At 56.6% G+C, this 19,152-nt stretch carries 20 protein-coding genes; 17 read left to right on the top strand and 3 right to left on the bottom strand.

The annotated features are described in order from the left end of the window. Positions 1 to 31: 31 nt before the first annotated feature. The 8 genes from ACZ1HJ_RS02075 to ACZ1HJ_RS02040 all read left to right on the top strand — a co-directional run bounded on the left by ACZ1HJ_RS02075 (position 32) and on the right by ACZ1HJ_RS02040 (position 5,836). Positions 32 to 754: a competence/damage-inducible protein A gene (locus ACZ1HJ_RS02075; RefSeq protein ID WP_472720710.1), complete on the top strand. Its 723-nt coding sequence runs from the start codon at positions 32 to 34 to the stop codon at positions 752 to 754. Continuing rightward, complete coding sequence (locus tag ACZ1HJ_RS02070) at positions 751 to 1,470, top strand: GNAT family N-acetyltransferase (RefSeq protein ID WP_472720709.1); 720 nt, start codon at positions 751 to 753, stop codon at positions 1,468 to 1,470. The genes ACZ1HJ_RS02075 and ACZ1HJ_RS02070 overlap by 4 nt, the downstream gene beginning before the upstream one ends. Before the next feature lie 5 nt (positions 1,471 to 1,475). Continuing rightward, on the top strand, positions 1,476 to 2,048 hold the full coding sequence (locus ACZ1HJ_RS02065) for a peroxidase-related enzyme (RefSeq protein ID WP_472720708.1): 573 nt from the start codon (positions 1,476 to 1,478) through the stop codon (positions 2,046 to 2,048). A gap of 5 nt (positions 2,049 to 2,053) precedes the next feature. Further along, positions 2,054 to 3,019 carry an OmpA family protein gene (locus ACZ1HJ_RS02060; RefSeq protein WP_472720707.1) on the top strand — a complete coding sequence of 322 codons (966 nt, stop codon included), beginning with the start codon at positions 2,054 to 2,056 and terminating at the stop codon, positions 3,017 to 3,019. A gap of 71 nt (positions 3,020 to 3,090) precedes the next feature. Then, positions 3,091 to 4,269: a dual-specificity RNA methyltransferase RlmN gene (gene rlmN / locus ACZ1HJ_RS02055; protein ID WP_472720706.1), complete on the top strand. Its 1,179-nt coding sequence runs from the start codon at positions 3,091 to 3,093 to the stop codon at positions 4,267 to 4,269. A gap of 61 nt (positions 4,270 to 4,330) precedes the next feature. Beyond that, a complete protein-coding gene (locus tag ACZ1HJ_RS02050) occupies positions 4,331 to 5,365 on the top strand; it encodes an aromatic ring-hydroxylating oxygenase subunit alpha (RefSeq protein ID WP_472720705.1) in 1,035 nt (344 codons plus the stop codon). Continuing rightward, entirely contained in the window at positions 5,362 to 5,511 is a 150-nt protein-coding gene (locus ACZ1HJ_RS02045; protein WP_472720704.1) for a hypothetical protein, read from the top strand. The genes ACZ1HJ_RS02050 and ACZ1HJ_RS02045 overlap by 4 nt, the downstream gene beginning before the upstream one ends. 121 nt (positions 5,512 to 5,632) lie before the next feature. After that, positions 5,633 to 5,836: a hypothetical protein gene (locus ACZ1HJ_RS02040; RefSeq protein WP_472720703.1), complete on the top strand. Its 204-nt coding sequence runs from the start codon at positions 5,633 to 5,635 to the stop codon at positions 5,834 to 5,836. 122 nt (positions 5,837 to 5,958) lie between these two features. Here the strand turns inward: ACZ1HJ_RS02040 and panC are convergent, their stop codons facing one another. Both panC and panB read right to left on the bottom strand, forming a co-directional pair. Beyond that, on the bottom strand, positions 5,959 to 6,807 hold the full coding sequence (gene panC, locus ACZ1HJ_RS02035; protein WP_472720702.1) for a pantoate--beta-alanine ligase: 849 nt from the start codon (positions 6,805 to 6,807) through the stop codon (positions 5,959 to 5,961). Beyond that, positions 6,804 to 7,643: a 3-methyl-2-oxobutanoate hydroxymethyltransferase gene (panB, locus tag ACZ1HJ_RS02030; protein WP_472720701.1), complete on the bottom strand. Its 840-nt coding sequence runs from the start codon at positions 7,641 to 7,643 to the stop codon at positions 6,804 to 6,806. Before panB ends, panC begins: the two co-directional genes overlap by 4 nt. 157 nt (positions 7,644 to 7,800) lie before the next feature. Here panB and ACZ1HJ_RS02025 point away from each other — a divergent pair, with 157 nt between their 5' ends. The 9 genes from ACZ1HJ_RS02025 (at position 7,801) to ACZ1HJ_RS01985 (ending at position 18,035) form a co-directional block, all read left to right on the top strand. Continuing rightward, positions 7,801 to 9,276, top strand: a complete 1,476-nt coding sequence (locus ACZ1HJ_RS02025) for an ABC transporter substrate-binding protein (RefSeq protein ID WP_472720700.1) — start codon at positions 7,801 to 7,803, stop codon at positions 9,274 to 9,276. Between the two features lie 85 nt (positions 9,277 to 9,361). Next, positions 9,362 to 10,309: an ABC transporter permease gene (locus ACZ1HJ_RS02020; RefSeq protein ID WP_472722135.1), complete on the top strand. Its 948-nt coding sequence runs from the start codon at positions 9,362 to 9,364 to the stop codon at positions 10,307 to 10,309. Further along, complete coding sequence (locus ACZ1HJ_RS02015; RefSeq protein ID WP_472720699.1) at positions 10,306 to 11,121, top strand: ABC transporter permease; 816 nt, start codon at positions 10,306 to 10,308, stop codon at positions 11,119 to 11,121. Before ACZ1HJ_RS02020 ends, ACZ1HJ_RS02015 begins: the two co-directional genes overlap by 4 nt. Then, complete coding sequence (locus tag ACZ1HJ_RS02010) at positions 11,118 to 12,665, top strand: ABC transporter ATP-binding protein (RefSeq protein WP_472720698.1); 1,548 nt, start codon at positions 11,118 to 11,120, stop codon at positions 12,663 to 12,665. The genes ACZ1HJ_RS02015 and ACZ1HJ_RS02010 overlap by 4 nt, the downstream gene beginning before the upstream one ends. Before the next feature lie 101 nt (positions 12,666 to 12,766). Then, positions 12,767 to 13,561 carry a hypothetical protein gene (locus tag ACZ1HJ_RS02005; protein WP_472720697.1) on the top strand — a complete coding sequence of 265 codons (795 nt, stop codon included), beginning with the start codon at positions 12,767 to 12,769 and terminating at the stop codon, positions 13,559 to 13,561. Between the two features lie 86 nt (positions 13,562 to 13,647). Then, complete coding sequence (locus ACZ1HJ_RS02000; protein ID WP_472720696.1) at positions 13,648 to 14,742, top strand: winged helix-turn-helix domain-containing protein; 1,095 nt, start codon at positions 13,648 to 13,650, stop codon at positions 14,740 to 14,742. A gap of 127 nt (positions 14,743 to 14,869) precedes the next feature. Then, positions 14,870 to 15,931: a GDP-mannose 4,6-dehydratase gene (gene gmd, locus ACZ1HJ_RS01995; RefSeq protein WP_472720695.1), complete on the top strand. Its 1,062-nt coding sequence runs from the start codon at positions 14,870 to 14,872 to the stop codon at positions 15,929 to 15,931. Continuing rightward, the gene (locus ACZ1HJ_RS01990; RefSeq protein ID WP_472720694.1) at positions 15,928 to 16,854 is read left to right on the top strand and encodes a GDP-L-fucose synthase family protein; all 927 of its coding nucleotides are present in this window, start codon (positions 15,928 to 15,930) and stop codon (positions 16,852 to 16,854) included. The genes gmd and ACZ1HJ_RS01990 overlap by 4 nt, the downstream gene beginning before the upstream one ends. Continuing rightward, positions 16,851 to 18,035, top strand: a complete 1,185-nt coding sequence (locus ACZ1HJ_RS01985) for a DegT/DnrJ/EryC1/StrS family aminotransferase (RefSeq protein WP_472720693.1) — start codon at positions 16,851 to 16,853, stop codon at positions 18,033 to 18,035. Before ACZ1HJ_RS01990 ends, ACZ1HJ_RS01985 begins: the two co-directional genes overlap by 4 nt. Before the next feature lie 97 nt (positions 18,036 to 18,132). On the opposite strand, the gene ACZ1HJ_RS01980 is transcribed toward ACZ1HJ_RS01985, so the two are convergent. Then, positions 18,133 to 19,092 (bottom strand): KpsF/GutQ family sugar-phosphate isomerase, encoded by a 960-nt coding sequence (locus ACZ1HJ_RS01980; RefSeq protein WP_472720692.1) that lies wholly within the window; start codon positions 19,090 to 19,092, stop codon positions 18,133 to 18,135. Positions 19,093 to 19,152: the final 60 nt, after the last annotated feature.

The following is a 19,152-nucleotide window of genomic DNA, read 5'->3' as shown; positions in this document are numbered from 1 at the left end:
ACCGGTGACCGGACCCATACAAGGAGATGTCATGGCTAATCCCACCGCAGCGATGCTTGTGATCGGCGACGAAATTTTGTCAGGCCGCACGCGCGACGCCAATATGCATCATCTAGCGTGTGAGCTGACCAAAGCCGGGATCGATTTGGTGGAGGTTCGGGTTGTCAGCGATGATCCGGAGGCGATTGTGAGTGCCGTGCGCTCCTTGAGTGCCGCGTATGACACCGTATTCACGTCCGGCGGCATCGGGCCAACGCATGATGACATTACGGCGGAAAATGTGGCTCGGGCGTTTGATGTGCCCATCAGCGTTCGTGACGATGCGCGCGCGTTGCTGGCCGCGCATTACGAAGCCAAAGGGTATGATCTGAACGAAGCCCGGTTGCGCATGGCGCGCATTCCGGACGGGGCCACATTGATCGACAACCCGGTAAGTGTGGCGCCGGGTTTCACCTTGGAAAATGTGCATGTGATGGCTGGTGTTCCTGCGGTTTTTACTGCCATGGTTGCCACCGTTTTGCCGACACTCACTGGCGGGCGGCCTCTGACCTCCCAGACACAGGAAATTTGCCGCGGTGAGGGTGACATCGCAGGGCCGCTCTCAGCGCTGGCGGATCGGTATCCGGAATTGTCGATTGGTTCTTACCCGTTTCAGCGCGATGGTGCCTTTGGATCCAATATCGTGATCCGGGGCAGCGATCCGGCGCAGGTGACGGCTGCCATGGCGGAACTTCAGGCGGAGTTTTCGGCATGATGCCGGGGGTTCAACACCTCTATTCCGTCATCGAAGGCACGTGGCCCGCGGCGACTGAAATGACGGTTGGCCCCTGGACCATACGGGACGGGAAGGGCGGTGGCCAACGCGTCAGTGCCGCAACCACGACCCAAAAAGTGACACTGGATGATCTGCCAATGGCCGAGGCGGCGATGCGCGATCTGGATCAGCCGCAATTATTCATGATCCGGGATGGCGAAACCAGCCTGGATGCCATGCTGGAGGCGGCGGGATATCCAATTGTTGATCCGGTGAATATTTACGTAACGCCATTGACTGATCTGATGACCGAGCGACCGCCGCGTGTCTCCACCTTTGCGATTTGGGAACCGTTGGCGATCATGCGCGATATCTGGGCCGCCGGTGGCATCGGGCCGGCGCGGGTTGAGGTCATGGCGCGGGCAAAGGGTGTGAAAACGGGTCTTTTTGGTCGATCAAACAACCGGCCTGCGGCCACAGGTTTTGTTGCCATTCACGACCGGATCGCCATGGTTCATGCGCTGGAAGTCCTTGAGAGGCACCGGCGCGAAGGCATGGGGCGTTACATGATGCAGGAGGCGGCATTTTGGGCCGCGGATCAGGGTGCGACACATATGTCCATTATCTGCACGCAAGCCAATGTGGCGGCAAATGCGCTCTATTCTTCCCTCGGGATGACGCTTGTGGGACAGTACCATTACCGCCGAAAAGGATGATCGATATGACCCAGCCTGAAACGCCGACCGCTCTAGACCTGCCAATGGTCGATCCGTTGCCCGAGGCAACGCAGAAATACTTCGATATCTGTCAGGAAAAACTGGGAATGGTGCCAAACGTTCTCAAGGCGCATGCGTTTGACATCGACAAGCTGAACGCGTTCACCGCGCTCTACAATGATCTGATGCTGGCCGAGAGCGGGCTCAGCAAGCTCGATCGTGAAATGATTGCTGTGGTGGTCAGCTCCATCAATCGCTGCTGGTATTGTCAGGTTGCCCATGGGGCCGCCGTGCGGGCGCTGTCGGGCGACCCGGCCTTGGGAGAGGCGATGGTGATGAATTACCGGGTCGCGGCTCTGGACGCGCGGCAACGCGCCATGCTGGATTTTGCCGCCAAGGTCACCACCCAGAGCGCGGCGATTGAAGAAGACGACCGTGTTGCCCTGCGACAGGTTGGATTTTCTGACCGGGACATCTGGGACATTGCGAACGTGACGGGATTTTTCAACATGTCGAACAGAGTGGCCAGCGCGACGGGCATGGTCCCCAATGCCGACTATCACGCGCAAGCCCGGTGAGCGCGATGATGCGACCCGGGCGCATCTTTCTGACGTTTTTGGTGGCTTCGGCGCTGATAGGTGCTGCTGCGCGCGGGCTGGAGTTGTCTTTGCCTGGTGGCGCGAAACTGACAGGGGAAGTTCTGAATGAACCCGGTCGTTACAGCGTGCCGGTTGCTGCCTTTTCCGATGGCCAACTCCCGGTGGTGCCGGTCGAAGGCCGGGTCTTGCAACGGGCGTGGCGCTTACCGCAATCAGGGTCTTCGACGTTGCAAATGATCCGTCCGTTGCGCGAACAGCTTGCAGAGGGTGGCTATGAGGTGTTGCTCGATTGCGGCGGACAGGAGTGTGGGGGGTTCGACTTCCGCTTCAACACGCCAATTTTGCAAGCTCCTGCCATGCATATTGATCTCTTCGATTTTCGGTTCTTATCCGCCCAGAAACGCGCCGCAACCGGCGGCAAGGTGGATCAATTCGTCTCGATCATCGTTAGCCAATCAGGTGGTGCTGGGTACGTCCAAATTATTGAGGTCACGCCCGATGGACGATCAGGCAGTGTGAGTGTGACAGCCGGTGGGGCGACGATACCCGCGGCTGAAACATCATCTGGCGACCAATCTCTAGCGGCCGGGCTGACCGCGGCCGGGCATGTGATTTTGCAGGATCTGGAATTTAGCACAGGCTCTTCTGAGCTGGGCGCGGGGCGCTTTGCGTCACTCGAAGCACTTTCAGCATTCCTTTTGGAAAACTCTGACCGCCGCGTGGCTTTGGTTGGGCATACGGATTTCGTGGGTACGCTGAAGGATAATGTCGCGCTCTCCCGGAAACGGGCACAGTCGGTGCTGCGGCGTTTGATCGAAGACTACAACGTGCCGCGCCGTCAATTACAAGCCCATGGCGTGGGGTATCTGTCACCGTTGGCAGCAAACCACAGTGCCACCGGCCGCGAGGCAAACAGGCGCGTGGAAGCGGTGCTTTTGGGCAAAAAATAAGCGGGTGTTCTTTTTGCTTTCCGGAAGAAATCCTATATGAGGTCCTTCTGGTAGCCGAGAGAACCGTCGAGATGACCGAGAAGACCGCGCCAATCACGCAAGATGTGCTGACAATCCCCCGGAAGATGCCGGAGGGACCGGTTAACCTTGTGGGATTGACCCGTGATGCGCTGCGCGCGCTGCTGATCGAAAACGGCACGCCGGAAAAGCAGGCTAAAATGCGCGTCGGGCAGATCTGGCAATGGATCTATCAGTGGGGCGTGCGTGATTTTCACGCGATGACAAACCTCAGCAAGGCGTATCGGGCGGAATTGGCTGAGAAGTTCGTCATTGCTGTGCCCGAAGTGGTGGACAAACAAGTCAGCGCGGATGGTACGCGCAAGTACCTTGTCCGGATTGCCGGGGGGCACGAGGTTGAGGTTGTCTATATTCCCGAAGAAACCCGCGGCACGCTCTGTATCAGTTCGCAAGTGGGGTGCACGCTGACCTGTTCCTTTTGCCATACAGGGACGCAAAAGTTGGTGCGAAATCTGACGGCCGGCGAAATCGTGGGCCAGGTGATGATGGCGCGTGACGATCTGGGTGAATGGCCTGAGCCCGGCACACGTACTTATGACGCGCGCTTGCTGAGCAACATCGTCCTGATGGGCATGGGTGAGCCGCTCTATAATTTTGACAATGTGCGCGATGCGATGAATATCGCGATGGACCCGGAAGGGATTTCCCTGAGCCGTCGTCGGATCACATTGAGCACATCGGGCGTGGTGCCAGAGATTGCGAAAACCGCAGATGAGATCGGATGTTTGTTGGCCGTAAGCTTTCACGCGACCACCGACGAAGTGCGCAACAAGCTGGTGCCGATCAACAAGAAATGGAACATAGAAGCCCTGTTGGGGGCCTTGCGCGACTATCCGCGGCTGTCCAATTCTGAGCGGATCACGTTTGAATATGTGATGCTGAAGGATGTGAATGACAGCGACGCGGATGCGCGGCGCCTGGTGCAGTTGATCAAAGGCATTCCGGCCAAGATCAACCTTATACCGTTCAATGAATGGCCGGGTGCTCCGCATCAGCGCAGCGACCCGGAACGTATCGAGAAATTCGCCGAGATCATTTACAAAGCGGGCTATGCCAGCCCGGTGCGCACGCCGCGGGGCGAAGACATCATGGCAGCGTGTGGCCAGTTGAAATCAGCTACCGAACGGGCTCGAAAAAGCCGGGCAGAGATTGAGGCCGAAACCCGCGCTTAACGGGCTGTGAGCGTGTCGCAAACAGACAAGATGCGTGGTTTGGCGCCTCTAATCTTGTGACATGGCATCGCATTTTTTGAAAAACGCCCATACGGATACCTCTCTGACATTGGTACTGGAGGCATTGCATGAGGCCGCTCGAACTCCGTTTGAAACGGCACATCCCATCCCGCCGGCGGTCAACCATTCCGCCGAATTCCATGCCCATGAGCACCAGCGGATTTTCCAGCAGGAATGGATTTGCATCGGACGCGCGGATGAAATTGCCGAGGCAGGCGCGTATCTGACCCACGATGTTGCCGGTGTGCCGGTGTTGGTGGTGCGCCAAAGCGATGGCAGTATCCAGGGTTTTGTGAATGCCTGCGCGCATCGGTTTGCCTGCCTTGCGCCGGAAGTCACAGGCCGGACCAAACGGTTTGTCTGTCCCTATCACGCCTGGACCTATGATCTGTCAGGGGCGTTGATCCGCGCGCCCTATATGGAGATGAAAGACGGGTTTGATCTGTCTGAGCATCGGTTGCGTTCGTTGCACACAGAAGTTTGGGAGGGTTTTTTGTATGTCAGCCTGTCCCCATCTCCGGCAATTTCATTGGCGGAGGCTCTGGCACCCCTGCGCGATCAGGTGGTCGGGCGCTACGATATGGGATGCTACCGCACGGTGATGCGTGAAACGATGGCATGGGATGCCAATTGGAAAAATCTGATTGAGAATTTTACCGAAAGTTACCATGTGCCGATGGCGCATAAGAAGACGTTCGCCAAGCACAAAAAACCGTTGGAGGAATATGTCTGCGGTGAGGATAGCGATTATTATGGCTACCATCGCGCGTCCCAACAGGCGGAGACGGGTGGAGGGGCGGCGCATCATGCTAATGAGCGCCTGAGCGGTGAATGGCGCCGGACCATGGTGGATTTCTGCGTGTTTCCCTGCCATTTGGTCACCGTCATGCCGGACTATCTCTGGTACATCTCGGTGCAGCCGGACGGCGTGGGCCGGTTTGTCGCCACGTGGGGGTGGCCATTCCGCCAGAGGTTCTGGCGGATATCAAGCCGGCGGCCTATGACAAATGGCTCGCTGACCTGCGCGACTACATGAACGTGGCAAATGATGAGGATAAGCTGTTGGTGGAGGCGCTCTATCGGGGGACATCGTCGGCCATGTTGCCCCAGGGCACGCTGCATCCGATCGAGCGCAACCTGTGGCAATTTACCCGGTACCTTGATCGAATGTGCGGCGGCTGAGCCGGTTTTCAATTGTGGCAGATGCCCCAGATTTATCCCATGGCCGCCCTTTTCTGAGACGATTGTCGCCACTGCCGTTAACTAACACTGGTTCAAATATTTCTGCAGAAAGGCTGCTAAAATGGAAATTCTGAACCGTGAGGCCAAGGCCAAAATCCGCGATCTGGTCATGCGAGAGCGTGATATGGCGATTTCGGAGCGTGAGTGGAAACACCGCCTGCGTGGCTATGGATATGCTATTCTTGACACGGATGAGGGGCGTTTCGTCACCTCGATCCTGCGCGATGCACCGCTGTGCAGCTTGCCCGGTCAAACCATCCACTAAGTTGATAAATTGAGCGCGTAACACGCGCGCTTGATGTCTCGTCGACCGCCTCCGGCAGTCTCCTCGGGCCGTATGAGGCAAGGTTGCATCCCCGACCGATGCGAAGGCGCATTTTGCGGCCGTTAATCCTTGACCGAAATATTGTCGATCAGCCGGACACCCGCGAGCCATGCGGCCACCAACAAACGGGCCGGACGCTCAGGTTGATCCAGTAACTCCAGATCATCGTTGGCGCGCACCTCAAGGTACTCGACCTTGGTAAAACCGGCGTTTTCAATCCTTTTGATCGCTGCATCCCGCAGGCTGGAAAACGGTGTCCCCTTGGCCATTTCTGCGGCAATACTCTCCATTTCCTCATTGAGAGCCGCCGCCTTGACGCGCGCCCTGTCGGACAAAAGCAGGTTGCGTGAGGACATGGCCAGCCCGTCGATTTCGCGGATTGTGGGGCAGCCGTGAACCGTAATCGGAATATCCAGATCGCGCGCCATGCGGCGCACAATCTGCAATTGCTGGAAGTCCTTTTCGCCGAAATACGCGTCTGTGGCGGATGTCTGCAGGAAAAGCTTGGCAACAACCGTGGCAACCCCGTCGAAATGACCAGGGCGGTGCGCACCGCATAGAACGTCAGTCAGATTTGCCACGGTGACCGTCGTTGCAAACCCGTCGGGATACATTTGCGGACCATCAGGCACATAGAGCAGATCAATTTCGAACCGTTCCAGCTTGCGGGCATCTTCGTGTTCGGTGCGCGGATAGTTTTCGAGGTCGTCCGGGTTATTGAACTGCATCGGATTGACAAAGATCGTCACGATGACGCGGTCGCATTCTTTTTTTGCGGCCTCTACCAGCGACAGGTGACCGTCATGCAAGGCACCCATGGTGGGCACGACCCCGATCCGCGCACCTTCGCGCTGCCAATCACGGGTGGTGTTGCGCAGTTCGTCCAATGTGCGCAGGATGGGCGCCGTCATTTAGACTTGCCCTTTTTCGGCGCATGATCCGCAAAAGTGTGTTCAGATGCCGGGAATTTCCGTGCGCGAACGTCAGCGGCATAGGCTTCGATTGCGGCTTCGCCGTCTTCGCCGAGTTTGGCATAGCGTTTGACGAATTTTGGTTTAAAGGCCGTAAACAGACCCAGCATGTCATCGACGACCAAAATTTGCCCGTCACAGCCCGCCGAGGCGCCAATCCCGATTGTCGGGATGCTGATGTCGGCGGTGATGGCATCCGCGAGATTGGCGGGTACTTTTTCAAGCACCACGGCAAAGGCGCCAGCATCACTGACTGCCTGTGCATCGATCTTCAAAGCTTTTGCTTCGCTGTCGCGGCCCTGAACCTTGTAGCCGCCAAGCGTATTGATCGATTGAGGTGTGAGGCCGATATGCGCCATCACGGGCACCCCGCGCGCGACTAGAAAGGCGATGGTGTCGGCCATATGACGGCCGCCTTCCAGTTTGACCGCGGCAGCCCCTGTTTCACGCATCAAGGTGGCCGCGTTGGCAAAAGCCTGTTCGGGGCTTTCTTCGTAGCTGCCAAAGGGCATATCCATAACCAGCATTGCATTCTTCAATCCGCGGGCCACGGCCTGTCCGTGCAAGATCATCATTTCCATGGTGACACCCAAGGTAGAAGGCAGCCCGTGTAGCACCATGCCGACGCTGTCGCCCACCAGTACAAAGTCGCAATGTGCGTCCATCATATGCGCCATTGGCGTGGTGTAGGCGGTCAGGCTGACAATTGGCGTATCGCCTTTCATAGCCCTGATATCATCAGGCATCGGAGAGGTTTTTTTAGCCGTAGCGCTCATATTTTTAACCGGTTTATGCTGCGTTGCAGCACGTCCTATCAACTCTGCGCCTAAAATTCTACCGTCCTGTTGGTCAAACGGTGCTTGATCACCCGGCAATTTACGGGAAGAGTTAGGGTATGTGACCAACTTGCAATGGTACATGTTCGGAGAAACGATGGAAACATTGAGAAAATATGCTTTGGCCGGCTTGTTCAGCGTAGTTGCTGCACTTGCGCATGCCAAAGACGACATTGTTGTCGCCCTGCAACTGGAACCGCCGCATCTTGACCCGACAAGTGCCGCGGCAGGGGCGATTGATCAGGTCCTTTACGCCAATGTTTTCGAAGGCTTGACGCGCTTTGCTTCGGACGGCTCCGTGATGCCCGGGCTGGCGCAAACCTGGACGATTTCCGAAGATGGGACACAGTATATTTTCAAGCTCCATGAGGGGGTTACGTTCCATGACGGAACGGAGATGGACGCCAGAGATGTCAAATTTTCTTTGGACCGTGCCCGGGATGAAACCAGTCAAAACGCGCAAAAAGCGCTGTTTGAAGGCATCACTCAGGTTGATGTGATCGGGCCTTATCTGGTGAAAATCACCCTCGGTCAGCCGAATGGGAGCTTGCTCTTCAATCTGGCCTGGGGTGACGCGGTTATTGTGGCCCCTGAGAGCATTGGCGAAATCAAGCAAAAGCCAATTGGAACAGGCGCATTCCGGTTCAAGGACTGGGTCCAGGGTGACCGGATCGAATTGGAGCGTAATCCTGAATATTGGGGCACACCCGCCAAACTGCAAAATGTGGTTTTTCGCTTCATCAGTGACCCGTCAGCAGGTTTTGCCGCCGTGATGGCAGAAGATGTGCATGCGTTTCCGGCCTTTCCGGCGCCTGAGAATTTACCGCAATTCGATGCAGATCCCCGGTTCCAGGTGCTGGTGGGCAGCACAGAGGGCGAAACCATTCTCGCGATCAACAATCAGGTGCCGCCGCTGGATGACGTGCGTGTCAGGCGCGCCATTGCCCATGCGATTGACCGTCAGGCAATCATTGATGGTGCCATGTTCGGGCTTGGAACGCCTATTGGCACGCATTTTGCGCCACACCATCCTGATTACGTGGACCTGACCGATAAATCCACCTACGACCCCGCGCTTGCGATCCAGCTTTTGGCGGAGGCCGGTTTTGAAGGCGGCTTTACGACCACGCTGAAACTGCCACCGCCGTCCTATGCGCGGCGCGGGGGCGAGATTCTGGCAGCGCAACTGCGCGCCGTGGGGATCGAGACCGAAATCACCAATCTGGAATGGGCGCAATGGTTGGAAGAGGTGTTTCGCGGCAAGGATTTCGGCCTTACCATCGTGAGCCACACGGAACCGATGGATATCGGGATCTATGCGCGTCCTGACTATTATTTCCAATATGACAGCGTGCCGTTTCAAGCGGTCATGAAAGAATTGAACGCGGAAACAGACGCTGCGATGCGATCCAACTGGCTGATGGCGGCACAACGTCTTATCGCGGAAGACTATGTGAACGGTTTCCTGTTCCAGCTGGCTTCGGCCACCGTGGCGGATGCGCGGCTGCGTGGCCTGTGGCAGGACGCACCAACCCAAGCCACCGATCTGACCGGTGTCTATTGGGAAGAATAAGCGTTTGATCGCAAGGCTCCCGTCTGTATTCCGTCCACGGGCTTGGCGTGCAGCTCAAGATCGATAAAGCCAGAAGGGGCGCATGATGCTGCGCTATATCGCGAAGCGGTTTGTGTCTTTGATCGTGTCACTCTGGGTGGCAAGTCTGGTCATTTTCTGTGCGCTTGAAGTCGTTCCTGGCGATCCCGCCGCCTATATGCTTGGCCTGAACGCCCGGGCCGATACGCTGGCGGCTTTGCGATCCGAGCTGGGATTGGATGGCTCACCTGTCGCGCGATACCTGCGTTGGGTCGGAGGCATGCTTACCGGTGATTTTGGCACCTCTTACACATACCGGACACCTGTGTCCGAAATGATTGCGGACCGGCTGTGGATCAGCCTCCCATTGGCTCTTTATGCCTTGTCTCTAAGCATTCTATTGGGCTTTCCCGCGGGCATCTGGGCGGCGTCGCGCCGTGGTTCCGCAGCGGATGTTGGGGTGATGGGGTTTACGCAACTGGGGATCGCAATTCCAAATTTCTGGTTTGCGATGCTGATGGTTCTGGTCTTTGCCATCAACTTGCGGTGGTTCAGCGCAGGTGGCTTTGCGGGGTGGGACAAAGGGTTTTTGCCTGCGATGAAATCCCTGACCCTGCCCGCCATTGCGTTGGCCCTGCCGCAGGCCAGCATTCTGGCACGGGTCATGCGATCTTCACTGCTTGAAACACTGGGCCAAGATTATATCCGGACGGCCCGCGCCAAGGGCCTAACCCGCGGCCAGGCAATTCGCAAACACGCGTTCGGCAATGCCCTGATCCCCGTGTTGACCATCATCGGCTTGCAGTTCTCGTTCCTGCTGGCAGGTGCGATCATTATCGAGAATGTTTTCTACCTGCCCGGTCTTGGGCAGTTGATTTTCAAATCGGTTACCGCGCGGGATTTGATCGTGGTGGAATCCGTTGTCATGCTGCTTGTCTTTGCGGTGATTGCCGTGAACTTTGCTGTTGATCTGGCGTATGCTTGGATTGATCCACGATTGAGGCACCGCGGATGAGGGCCAGTCTGATCATCGGGGCCGTTTTGAGCGTAGTCTTTGCCGGAGCTGCCCTCATTTCGCTGGTTTGGGTGCCCTACGATATCACGATTGTGGACATTGCCGGACGGATGCAAACCCCCACCACAGATCATGTACTGGGGACGGATCATCTGGGCCGCGATATTCTCAGCATGATCATGATTGGTGCGCGCACGTCGCTTGCGGTGGCCGTGGTTGCCGTTGGGATCGGTATGGGACTGGGCGTTCCTTTGGGCCTGGCCGCCGCAGCGCAACGCGGCGGATGGCTCGATGAAATCATCATGCGCGGCAACGATCTTATCTTTGCGTTCCCCAGCCTGCTGATTGCGATCATGATCACCGCGATCTTTGGTCCTGGGGCGTTGAATGCCATCATCGCCATCGGGATTTTTAACATTCCCGTCTTTGCCCGGCTGGTGCGCGGCGCCGCTTTGTCGCTTTGGACGCGGGACTTCATTCTGGCGGCACGACTGGCAGGTAAATCTGCGATGCGGATCAGCGTCGAGCATATTTTGCCGAATGTCGCAAACCTGTTGATCGTGCAGGGCACAATCCAGTTCAGCCTGGGCATTCTGGCCGAGGCCGGCCTGAGCTATGTCGGCCTTGGGGCACAACCGCCGGTGCCGAGTTGGGGTCAGATGCTGGCGGACAGCCAGACATTGATCGTTCCTGCACCGCATCTGGCCCTCTTCCCCGGGTTGGCGATTTTGCTGGCGGTGCTGGGGCTTAACCTTTTGGGTGATGGGCTTCGCGATGCGTTGGACCCCCGGCTTGAAAGGCGTTCAGCATGACACTTCTGGACGCACGCAATGTCACAGTTTCCTTCCCGGACGGGCCCGTGGTTCGCGACGTTTCGCTACAGGTCGCCGAGGGTCAGATTGTTGGCATCATTGGTGAAAGCGGCTCGGGGAAATCCATGCTGGCCCTGTCTATCCTGCAACTTCTCCCGCCCGGTGCGCGTATGTCGGGGCAGGTTACGCTGGCTGGCGCGACCTTGACCGAGATGGACGAAGCCCGCCTGTGCGGCGTGCGTGGCAAGAGCGTTAGTATGGTGTTTCAGGAACCAATGACCGCATTGAACCCATTGCACCGTATCGGTGATCAAGTGGCAGAAACCATTTTGCAGCACGAAAAAATCAGCCGCTCAGAAGCGCTTGCACGTGCCGCAGAAACACTGGCCCGGGTCGAGTTGGACATGCCTTTGTCGCGATATCCGCATGAATTGTCCGGGGGGCAACGGCAACGGGTCTGCATCGCCATGGCCATCGCGTTGCGGCCCCAACTCTTGATTGCTGACGAGCCAACCACAGCTCTGGACGTCACTACCCAAGCCGACATCCTCAATTTGCTGCGGCGATTGGTCGAGGCCGATGGCATGGGTCTGATCTTGATCAGCCATGATTTGGGTGTGGTCAGCGACATGGCGGATCACACGGTGATCATGCGAGGCGGTGAGGTGATCGAAACCGGCGAGATTTCCAAACTACACCACCCCTATTCAAAATCCCTGATGGCCGCCTCGGGTCATGTTCCGGAGCGTCAGAAGCAACCAACCGATATACCTATTCTGCAGGTCCGTGACGCCGTGCGCGAATATGTACTGCCACGGCAAAAGTGGTTTCATACCCCACCGAGATTTCGTGCTGTGAATGGGGTGAGTTTTGAGCTCAAACGCGGTGAGAACCTTGGATTGGTGGGCGAATCCGGGTGCGGGAAGTCGACAATGATGCGCTCGATTTTGGGGCTGGAGCCGCTTCAATCCGGACAGATCACACTTAACGGTGAGCCGATAGAAACGGCGGATCGCACGGTGCTGCAGGCCGTTTTCCAAGACCCCTACGGCAGCTTCAATCCGCGTCACAGGGTGGGCCGTCTTGTGGCAGAGCCGCTTCATGTCCGCGACACGCCGCCGACGGGTGAACGCTTGTACAATGCCATCAGTGACACGCTGATCCGTGTGGGTCTGAAGCCCGAGGACCAGGAAAAGTACATCCACGAGTTCAGCGGCGGTCAACGCCAGCGCATTGCCCTTGCGCGGGCCTTGATCAACCAACCTGACCTCATTGTTTTGGACGAAGCTGTAAGCGCGCTTGATGTTCAGGTGCGGGCGCAAATTCTGGACCTGTTGGCAGAGTTGAGCGATCAGTATGATCTGACATATCTGTTCATCAGCCACGATCTCAGCGTGGTGCGCAATGTGACGGACAGAGTGCTGGTTATGCATGCGGGAAAAATCGTGGAAGAGGGCGCGACCGACGATGTTTTTGACAATCCGCAGCACTCTTACACGCAACGACTGATCGCTTCGGTGCCGCAGCTTCCCGAACATGTGTAGGGCACAGGGGTTTCCATTCGTCCCAAAAACCCTAGACATATGTACAAGGTGGATTGCTGAACATCTGGTTCACGGCGGGCACTGCGAAAAAAGGAAACGATTTGGCGCTTTTCCGTTCTGTTTCAACAATATGCCTGCTGCTTGCCGTCACCTTTGTGACGCCGCAACACGCAACCGCGCAGGAAAATCAGGTCCGCAAATCGGATTTGGTCCGACTCTTGGGGGAGCTTCCGACTTTCACGACAATTCGCGAAGATATGGCCGCCATCGGATTTCGTGGCGAAAAGCTGGATCTCGCCGAGGCGCAGATCGTACGGATGCTGCGTGATCCGTTGATTGCGGGTAATATCGCCGACCGTGTCTTGGCCGCACAACAGACGTCCATCCCTTCGGCCCAGGCCGGAGGGTTGTTCTGGCCTTTGGTGGATCGTGGTCTAGGCCATCTTTCCGCGCGCGATCTGCGGTATTTCTATTTGGTCGAGCAAACCATGTTGAAAGCACTGCCTGACCGGGAATGTGGTCTGGTGATTAAGCAAAGACTTTCGCCGGAACGCCGCGCGAAGGCGACGGGTGCTGTTGCTGCCCGTCTGAACACGCCCGCGCTCAAGGAATATTACCGTATTCAGTATAGAGCTGCACGGTTCGGCGCAACGCGCGACGTCGCCCGGCTCTCTGCCGCGGATGAAGCACGGGTTGTAGGACGGATCAATGCCGCGCTGGCCCAAACGGTAGAGGGGCACCCTGATGAGCGCGCCTTGGAACGGGCGTTCAACGACCTCGAACGTGCGGGAAACCGCCGCGCCTGCGCTGCAGGTCGCTTGTTCATGGATTCCGTATTGTCTTTAAAGGGACGTGATTTGCACCATGCTTTGATCCTGCTAAGCACACCTGACTAGCAGGGGGCGACATGGCGGCGTTGAAAATATCAAATCGAAGCGCCAGACGATTGTGGTTGTGGTCACACGGCTTATCAGCCGCACCCGTGGGGTCACTGGATGTGATGGGGATCATCCGACAATTGGGGTTCGTCCAGATCGACACGATCCGCAACGTGTCGCGCGCGCACCACCATATTCTTTGGTCGCGCAATCAAAACTATCGCGAAAAGATGCTCTGGCCGTTGTTGCGCCGGGATCGTGCGATCTTTGAACACTTTACGCATGATGCATCACTGATTCCGATGGAATTCCTGCCCTATTGGCAGAGGCAGTTCCAGCGGTTGGGCCGAAAGGCGGCCGAAGCGGAATGGTTTCAATCAGGTTTGGCGCAAACTGAGATACAAAACATACGGAAGCGTATTGAAAAAGAAGGTGCGTTATCGACCCATGCGTTCGATACCAAAATCAAGGGTCCACGCGAAATGTGGGCGCGTCCGCCGCACAAAAAAGCGTTGGACCAGATGTGGTATGCTGGTGAGCTTGCAACATGCTTTCGGGAAAACTTCGTCAAATACTATAATCTCAGTGATCGTGTCTTTCCGGCGTATTTGCGATACGACGTTGAGGACAAAGATCAGATAAATTGGCTTTGTAATCAGTCAATTGAAAGAATTTCGTTTGGCACTGGAGGGGAGCTGTGCCGTTTTTGGGAAGCCATGACAGCACGTGAGGCCAATGCATGGTGCGACGGGCAGCGCCACTTGGTTCCAGTGGATGTCGAAGGGGCAGATGGACAGGTGTCTAGTGCTTGGGGTGCGCCGGATATCGAACAGCGCCTTGCTGCCGCATCTGCGCCAACCATACGCCTGCGTATTCTAAACCCTTTTGATCCTGCCATACGTGACCGTATGCGAACACAAAGACTATTTGGTTTTGAGTATCGTAACGAAATGTTTGTTCCAGCGGCGAAGAGGAAATGGGGCTACTATGTGTATCCTTTGCTTGAAGGCGACAGGTTTGTGGGTCGGATCGAACTCAAGGCCGACCGGGCAAAGGGATGGATGCATGTGACCGGTTTTTGGCCAGAGGCAGGTGTCAAATGGGGTGAAAACCGATTTGGAAAACTTGATGCGGAACTTGCAAGATTTGCGCGACTGGCCGGGATAGGTGACATCCTCTGGAAAACGTCGCGCGCGTAGATCGTGAATGTGTGCTTAAATTCGTTTGAGTGCGTTTGATGTCCCATCTGCCCTCTGTTCATTGGCCAATGAAAACAGTATCCGGGAGATGGAGCGCCGTGAGAGGCACAAAAAAGACGAGGCAAAGATGGTCAAAACCGCACTGATTACTGGCGTGACCGGGCAGGATGGGGCGTATCTGGCTGAATTTCTGCTTGAAAAAGGCTACCGCGTGCACGGCATCAAGCGCCGTACGTCTTTGTTCAACACTGCGCGGATTGACCACCTGTTCGAAGGCGAGCCGGGTAAATCAGGGCAGTTTCAGTTGCATCATGGGGATATGACGGACAGTTCATCGCTGACGCATATATTGCAGAAAACCAAGCCCGATGAGGTTTATAATCTGGCGGCGCAAAGCCATGTGGCGGTCAGTTTCGAAGAGCCGGAGTATACCGCGAATTCTGATGCCATGGGCGCGCTTCGCCTGCTGGAAGCAATACGCTTTCTCGTCATGGGTGAAAAAACCCGGTTTTATCAGGCGTCGACCTCTGAACTCTATGGCCTGGTTCAAGAAACGCCGCAGCGTGAAACCACGCCGTTCTACCCGCGGTCCCCCTATGCGGTGGCCAAACTCTATGCCTATTGGATCACAGTCAATTACCGCGAAGCCTATAATATGTATGCCTGTAACGGCATTCTCTTTAACCACGAAAGCCCCATTCGCGGGGAGACTTTCGTGACCCGCAAAATCACCCGCGCACTGGCCCGTATCAAGTTGGGCATGCAGGACGAACTGCTGTTGGGCAATATGGACGCCAAGCGCGATTGGGGCCATGCGCGTGACTACGTCCAGATGATGTGGTTGATGTTGCAGCAGGACAGGCCGGAAGATTATGTGATTGCCACAGGGCAGCAATATTCCGTCCGGGATTTTGTGAACAGCGCGGCAGACGCATTGGACATGCAACTGACATTCGAAGGTGAAGGTGTCGACGAAGTGGCGCGCGACGCGGACGGCCGTGTGGTCGTCAGGGTAGATCCGCAATATTTCCGCCCCGCGGAGGTGGAAACCCTGTTGGGTGATGCCAGTAAGGCGCGCCAACAGCTCGGCTGGGAACCAGAGACGAGTTTCGAAGAATTGGTTCGGGAAATGGCGGCCTCTGATCTGGCAGAGGCGCAGGCGCAGCAGCGTGCTGAGGACAGCAAATGAAAATCCTGCTGACCGGGGGGCGTGGCATGGTGGGCCGTGCTGTGCAGGATCACGCGGTGGCGACCTCCCACCAGGTTATTGCACCAACAAGCGCTGAATTGGACCTGACGGACAGGCCAGCGGTCCTGGCGGTGTTGAAGGCAGAGACGCCCGATATAGTGATCCATGCCGCGGGCCGTGTGGGTGGGATTCAGGCCAACATGGCGGACCCTGCTGCCTTTCTGGCGGACAATATGGACATGGGATTCAATATCGTTTTGGCGGCGCGTGACGCCGGGATACCGCGTCTTTTGAACCTCGGGTCAAGCTGTATGTATCCCCACGATGCGCCCAATCCGTTGCAAGAGGACAGCCTGGGAAAAGGCGAGTTGGAGCCAACAAACGAAGGCTATGGGCTGGCGAAACTGGCGGTTGCACGGTTGTGCGACTTTATAAACAGAGCCGGTGATGTTTCGTACAAGACACTGATTCCATGCAATTTATATGGCCTCTACGACAAGTTTGACCCCAAGGTTTCGCACCTTTTGCCGGCCATCATCCGCAAAGTGCATGAGGCCAAGCAGACGCAGGCAAGCAGCGTGGAAATTTGGGGAGACGGGACAGCACGTCGCGAGTTCATGTTTTCCGCGGATCTGGCGGCCGGGGTCTGGCAGTCCGTCGCACGGTTTGATGATTTGCCTGGATGCATGAATATGGGCGTCGGGCGTGACCATTCGATCAATGAATACTACGCCGAGGCCGCAAATGTGATCGGTTGGAAAGGTACGTTCACCCACGACCTGAACCGTCCTGTTGGCATGAAGCAAAAGCTGATGGCGGTGGATCGGCAAACGGCATTCGGCTGGCAACCTAAAACGGGTCTGGCGGAAGGCATCGCGCAGACATATGCACATTTTCTGGCGTTGGAGGGGGAAAACACATGAGCGATCAGGGGTTTCCGCTGGCCACGACAAGCTGGGACGACAAGGAATATGCGGCCATCGACCGCGTGGTTAAATCAGGCATGTTTTCGATGGGTCCCGAAGTGGCCAAGTTCGAAGAGCAGTTTGCCGCCGCGATGGGCAGCAAATTTTGTGTGATGGTCAACTCGGGTTCGTCAGCCAATCTGATTATTGTTGCCGCGCTCCGATATCATTCCAAACATCACTTGGCGGAGGGTGCCGAGGTAATCGTGCCGGCAGTCAGTTGGTCCACGACCTATTATCCGTTGCACCAGTACGGTCTGAGGATGAAGTTTGTCGATATCGACCCGGACACGTTGAACTATGATCTGGATGCGTTGGCGGACGCGGTTGGCCCTGAAACACGGGCCATCATGGTTGTTAATCTGTTGGGTAATCCGAATGCGTTTGACCGGATTGAGACGATCATTGGTGATCGCGACATTCTGGTAATTGAAGATAATTGTGAATCTCTTGGGGCGACATATCAGGGGCGCCAGGCAGGAACATTCGGAATTGCGGGCAGTTATTCTTCGTTTTTCTCGCATCACATCGCCACGATGGAGGGCGGTTTGGTGGTAACTGACGACGAAGAGCTGCACCACATCATGCTGAGCGTGAGATCGCATGGCTGGACCCGTCATTTGCCAAAGATCAATCACGTCACAGGGGAAAAGAGCGACGATCCGTTTGAGGAATCTTTCAAATTCGTACTGCCAGGATACAACCTGCGCCCCTTGGAAATGAGCGGTGCCATTGGCCAGGAACAGATTGCAAAATTGCCGATGATTGTGGGCGAGCGGCGCAAGAATGCGGAGCGTTTCCGGGCTTTGATGCAAGCCTATCCGCAGATCCGAATTCAGCAGGAGATCGGCGAGAGCAGCTGGTTTGGGTTTTCAATGGTGGTGCAGCCGGATGCGGGATTTGATAGGGCCGATCTGATCCGCGCCTTGGGGGATCACAAAGTGGAATGCCGCCCCGTTGTGGCAGGTAATTTTGCCAAGAATGACGTAGTGGTCAAGCATATGGACCACGTGATCCACGATACGCTTCGCCATGCGGAAGATATTGATAAAAATGGTTTATTTATCGGAAACCATCACTATCCGTTGGGCGATGGGTGGCGCTGTCTTCAAGCAGCCCTCGATCAGGTCACCGGGTAAAAGCCCGCTTCAAAAATGAGTGCGCTAGCGCGCAGGCTTGATCTCTCGTCATCCGCGCCGGGCGCTGCTTCCTCGGGTAGGTGCCCCGAGGTTTGTGTCAGGCTACGCCAGCACGGAGTGCGTCATGGATATGTACCAGACCGACCAGATGATGATCTGCATCCGTGACCAGAAGCGTCGTGCGTTTGTTCGCGTTCATGACGCCCAGTGCCTCGACCAATAGGGTATCAGGTGTTGTGGTCAGCGGTGTACGCGTCGCAACTTCGCCAGCGGTCTGGGCCATGAGGCCCTCCATGTTTCGGCGCAAATCGCCGTCGGTAATGACGCCTGTCAGACGGGCATTTTCCACTACAGCGGCCACGCCGAAGCCCTTGGCGGTCATTTCGATCAGAGTATCGCTCATCGGTGTTGTTTCATGCACAATCGGCAGACTGTCCCCCGTATGCATGACGGCACTGACTTTCAGGAGCTGCGCACCCAAGGTGCCGCCTGGGTGAAACGCCAGGAAATTCTCCCGTTCAAACCCGCGCAATTTCATCAAGGCGACGGCCAATGCGTCACCCAAGGCGATGGTGCAGGTGGTGGAAGTGGTGGGGGCCATGCCAATGCCGCATGCTTCAGGCGCGTTGGGCAACTGCAACAGAAAATCGGCTTGAGTGCCCAACGTACTTTCAGCTTTTTTGGTGATTGCAACCAAGGGGATCGCATAGCGGCGCGTGTGCGCAATGATGTCGGCCAGTTCCCGGGTTTCGCCGGAATTCGAGATCAGGATCACAGCGTCGTCTGAGGTGATCATGCCCAGGTCACCATGGCTGGCCTCGCCCGGATGCACCGTTTGGGCCGGGGTGCCGGTGCTGGCCATGGTGGCGGCGATCTTGGCGGCGATATGGCCCGATTTGCCCATGCCGGAAACGATCACGCGGCCCCGGACCTTGAGCAGCGTTTCGATAATGTCATCGAACGTGTCTGGCAGCGTATCGCGCATCTGTTGCAGCGCGTCGCCTTCAATGCTGAGCACATCATGGGCGATCTGGGTCGGGGTCTTGGGCTCGGTCATGGTGACTTCCGGCGATTGTGATGGCGCGGTGATAGCGTGCGCAACCCGCCCCGCCAAGCC

The organism is Roseovarius sp. JB2-10 (genome assembly GCF_055693585.1).
Note: the sequence above shows the minus strand (reverse complement) of the source record. Positions and strands in the feature narration are given on the sequence as shown.

Coding starts and splice junctions, on each gene's coding strand:
- ACZ1HJ_RS02020 (WP_472722135.1), top strand. CDS start 9,362: ATGCTGCGCTATATCGCGAAGCGGTTTGTGTCTTTGATCGTGTCACTC.
- ACZ1HJ_RS01980 (WP_472720692.1), bottom strand. CDS start 19,092: ATGACCGAGCCCAAGACCCCGACCCAGATCGCCCATGATGTGCTCAGC.
- ACZ1HJ_RS01990 (WP_472720694.1), top strand. CDS start 15,928: ATGAAAATCCTGCTGACCGGGGGGCGTGGCATGGTGGGCCGTGCTGTG.
- ACZ1HJ_RS02015 (WP_472720699.1), top strand. CDS start 10,306: ATGAGGGCCAGTCTGATCATCGGGGCCGTTTTGAGCGTAGTCTTTGCC.
- ACZ1HJ_RS02045 (WP_472720704.1), top strand. CDS start 5,362: ATGAACGTGGCAAATGATGAGGATAAGCTGTTGGTGGAGGCGCTCTAT.
- ACZ1HJ_RS02070 (WP_472720709.1), top strand. CDS start 751: ATGATGCCGGGGGTTCAACACCTCTATTCCGTCATCGAAGGCACGTGG.
- ACZ1HJ_RS02010 (WP_472720698.1), top strand. CDS start 11,118: ATGACACTTCTGGACGCACGCAATGTCACAGTTTCCTTCCCGGACGGG.
- ACZ1HJ_RS02075 (WP_472720710.1), top strand. CDS start 32: ATGGCTAATCCCACCGCAGCGATGCTTGTGATCGGCGACGAAATTTTG.
- ACZ1HJ_RS02060 (WP_472720707.1), top strand. CDS start 2,054: ATGATGCGACCCGGGCGCATCTTTCTGACGTTTTTGGTGGCTTCGGCG.
- panC (WP_472720702.1), bottom strand. CDS start 6,807: ATGACGGCGCCCATCCTGCGCACATTGGACGAACTGCGCAACACCACC.
- ACZ1HJ_RS02025 (WP_472720700.1), top strand. CDS start 7,801: ATGGAAACATTGAGAAAATATGCTTTGGCCGGCTTGTTCAGCGTAGTT.
- ACZ1HJ_RS01985 (WP_472720693.1), top strand. CDS start 16,851: ATGAGCGATCAGGGGTTTCCGCTGGCCACGACAAGCTGGGACGACAAG.
- ACZ1HJ_RS02050 (WP_472720705.1), top strand. CDS start 4,331: ATGGCATCGCATTTTTTGAAAAACGCCCATACGGATACCTCTCTGACA.
- ACZ1HJ_RS02040 (WP_472720703.1), top strand. CDS start 5,633: ATGGAAATTCTGAACCGTGAGGCCAAGGCCAAAATCCGCGATCTGGTC.
- panB (WP_472720701.1), bottom strand. CDS start 7,643: ATGAGCGCTACGGCTAAAAAAACCTCTCCGATGCCTGATGATATCAGG.
- ACZ1HJ_RS02065 (WP_472720708.1), top strand. CDS start 1,476: ATGACCCAGCCTGAAACGCCGACCGCTCTAGACCTGCCAATGGTCGAT.
- gmd (WP_472720695.1), top strand. CDS start 14,870: ATGGTCAAAACCGCACTGATTACTGGCGTGACCGGGCAGGATGGGGCG.
- rlmN (WP_472720706.1), top strand. CDS start 3,091: ATGACCGAGAAGACCGCGCCAATCACGCAAGATGTGCTGACAATCCCC.